We start from the raw sequence: 3,227 nt of genomic DNA on the forward strand, positions 1-3,227 counted from the left end.
TTACCAAAATTCATTAAATTTAATAATTATTTGTTAGATTATATTTTTTAGCTATAAAGTATCTTTTATTTTTGTAGGGCGAGGCACACCCCGCCTCATGTATAATTACTCCTCATTTTCCAAGAATCTTCGGGCTAGTCTTCCCCAATCGATACGGGCATCTTGAGCGTTTTGTTTGCGTACTCCTTCGGGTTGCTCATCTTCATATCTTGCCCATGCCATCAAGAGCAATTTAAGAGCATCTAAAGAGTTAGCTAAACGGGTGCGTAAGGTTTCTATATCCGCATCCTCAAGATTTTCTTCTAAAACTTCCACTAGATTTTTATAGGCAGGATGTCTAGTGTTAAGGGTGACAATAATTGCTCCTCCTTTGGGTTTGACGGAGAAAAAAGCAGGAGTATCGAGGGAGGCTTCCACAAATGTATATTTTAAGCCATCGTCAACGGTGGTGGCAGCGAGTAATTCTGCTTGGGTGGGAGTAATTCCTTCTTCGATTAATGTTTCTTGAATGGCTTGTTTTCTCTCCTCTTTGGGTAGTTGTTCGTCTTTATCGCTTTCTCCTTTATAACCATTACTTTGTCTTTCTCTGGTGATAAAAGTTGCCGTTTTTTGAGGTTTATAGTCATGACGTTGTGAAGAAGAAGTGCGATCGCCTCTTGTTTGGGTTTTAATTAGTCCTCGAATAACTGTTAGTTGAGAATTAATTTTTTCTGCTAAGTCTATCAATGGTAGTTTGGGATCTTGATCTTCTTTTAATTCCTCTTTTAACTGAGCAATCGTTTTTCCATTTTCTAATAAAGATTCTATATCAAGGGCTAAAACTTCTCCAAAATTACGTGCAGATTGTTTATTATTCGTCACCCCGAAAATATCGTCAAGGGAGGGAGGAAAATCTACTTCTACTCCCCACCATCTTTCGGTAGGATCATAGGTATTAACTAAGGTTTGATCTAATTCTAATTCTCGTCCAGCACGAACGACAGAAACTCCCACATTTTTAGCGGCGTGTTTACCATAAGGCAATGCCCCCGGTTGTTTGCCGTTTTCACTTTTTCTCGCTTCCTCTTTGGCATACGCAAAACGAACTTTAACTTCGTGATCTTTTCCCTCAAAATTGATCAGAAAAGTTGTTTCTTCATTGTTATCTCCTTGCCATACTTGAAACATAGGCTGATTATCAAAGGGAGGAGGACAAGATGTTTTACTCATCAAATAAAGGGGATCATTTGGTAAGGCATATCTTTCTAAGATTTGCTCATAGCTATCTAAATCAAAAGCATACATTCTTATTGTCACTTGATCATTATTCAAAAATTTACGATACATTCTGCCGATCAATAATTCGGAATGATCGATAATGGTTTTACCTGTGCGCCACATACAACGATCGATTTTTGACCACACTACTAATGTGCCACTATAACCAAAACTTTGCCCTACTTTTAACCATGTATGGGGTACAGATTTCGGAATAGGTTGGGGTACTTCGTTTAACTGACGGGTTTTGATTTCATCGAGATCGAGGTAAGTATAAAGGGCATTTTCTACTCCATTTTGCCATGACCAAACATCCACTCTCTTACACTGAGAAACCGATGATGAGGGTAAACCCATACCAAAACGCCCGATGCCAGTATGTTGATCTTTTTCTAGGTGAGTGCCGTTGCCGAATTGCAGGGCTAGGCGTAAAACCATCGCATCCATACCACAACCATTATCTAATACGGCGATTTGTTCGATATGGGAGCTTTTTCGGGATGTTAATTGTTTCATCCTTTGCCCACAGAGTAATTCTACTTGGGATGCCCCCGCCTGAATGGCATTATCCATCAACTCGGCGATGGCATAGGCTGCGTTTTTGTAACCGTTATCGCGCATAGCTTGAACGGCTAAATGTGCTGGAACTATATCATGGGGATTATTATTCATGGTTTTTCCTCCAAACGTCTTCCCAATTATTAAAAGCATCTGAAACAGACCCAAAGCCTGGCATTTGACTATCGACTACGGTGATAATTTCGGCGGTAGCGTTGCCTCCAGCTTTGAGTCCTCTAATGGCTCGTCCTACCATTTGGCTATACAGTACAAGGGATTTGGTGGGACGGGCGATGACGGCGGCACTGGTTTTTGGTGCATCGAATCCAGTGGTTAATACGCCGTAGTTACATAATATTTGTGGTTCGGGGCTATCATCTTTGAAACGGTTGATGATTGCTTCTCTTTCGGTTTTAGGGGTTGTGCCAGTAAGGGCGATCGCACTCCATCCTCTTAATCGTAAAACAGAGGTGAGAATTTGAGCATGGTTAACGGAAATGGCAAATACAATAATACGCTCGTGTCTTTGGGTTAAGGCTTCTAATTCGAGAATAATGCGGAGGTTACGTTGCTCGTCTTCTTCTAGGCGATGGAGAATGTAAGGGGGAATGTCTAATTCTTCGTTAATGCGTTTGATGTCTTTTTGGGTCAATTTTAAGCCACTATCATAAAAGAGGGGACGATAAATGGCTTTAGCTAAGTATTGTTGTTCTACAAGATAATCAACGGGGTTATCATAGCCTTCTATTTCAAGGGTTACTTTTTGTTGAGCGAAAAAATTAGCTAGTTGAGCGTCTTTATCTATGTCTGCCCATGTGCGTCCGGGGGTAGCGGTTAAGCCTAGTAAGGCTGTTTTTTCGTAGGGGATAACCAAACTATCTAAGACTAATTTATAGGTAGGTGCGATCGCCTGATGGGCTTCATCGATAATTACAAGGGATGTACGCACTCCTAATTGATTAATAAAACGGATACTTTTTTGTAGGGCGTTATAAACTTTGCTCAATCCTGCCACCACAAAACCATCTTTTATATCTTCTATGGCTAAATCATGGCTACCCCAAAAACGATAAACAGTTAAGGTGCGATCGCCCAAATAGCTCCAAGCCTTTTCAAATTCATTGACTGCCTGTTCACATAACTCCTCACTATAAGCCAACCAAACCACCAAAGTCGGTTCATGATTTCGTAGATGATCCGCAATAATATTCATCGCTGTACGGGTTTTTCCCGCCCCTGTAGGCATATGTAAAAGCCCACGATAGGGAGGATGATATAAATATTTTTTAACCCGATTAGCGGCGTTTCTTTGGTGTTTAAATAAAGGATATTTAGGGCTAATTTCAACCAAAGAGGATTTTTCTACAGTGATATTTGTTTGACGATAAACAGGAATTTCAAAGAAATTAAAT

Annotated in this window: 2 protein-coding genes; both read right to left on the reverse strand. The window is 40.3% G+C overall.

The window, feature by feature from the left end:
- Positions 1–105: 105 nt before the first annotated feature.
- Entirely contained in the window at positions 106–1,968 is a 1,863-nt protein-coding gene (locus ACN4EE_RS22545; RefSeq protein WP_431708761.1) for an ATP-binding protein, read from the reverse strand.
- A partial coding sequence (locus ACN4EE_RS22550; protein WP_431708762.1) for a DEAD/DEAH box helicase occupies positions 1,922–3,227 on the reverse strand: 1,306 nt, incomplete at its 5' end. The genes ACN4EE_RS22550 and ACN4EE_RS22545, both read right to left, overlap by 47 nt.

The sequence above is a fragment of the Geminocystis sp. CENA526 genome, from assembly GCF_050753365.1.
Classification (GTDB): Bacteria; Cyanobacteriota; Cyanobacteriia; order Cyanobacteriales; family Cyanobacteriaceae; genus Geminocystis.

Excerpts from the sequence above, each read along its gene's own strand:
- ACN4EE_RS22545 (WP_431708761.1), bottom strand. The coding sequence starts at position 1,968 with ATGCTTTTAATAATTGGGAAGACGTTTGGAGGAAAAACCATGAATAAT.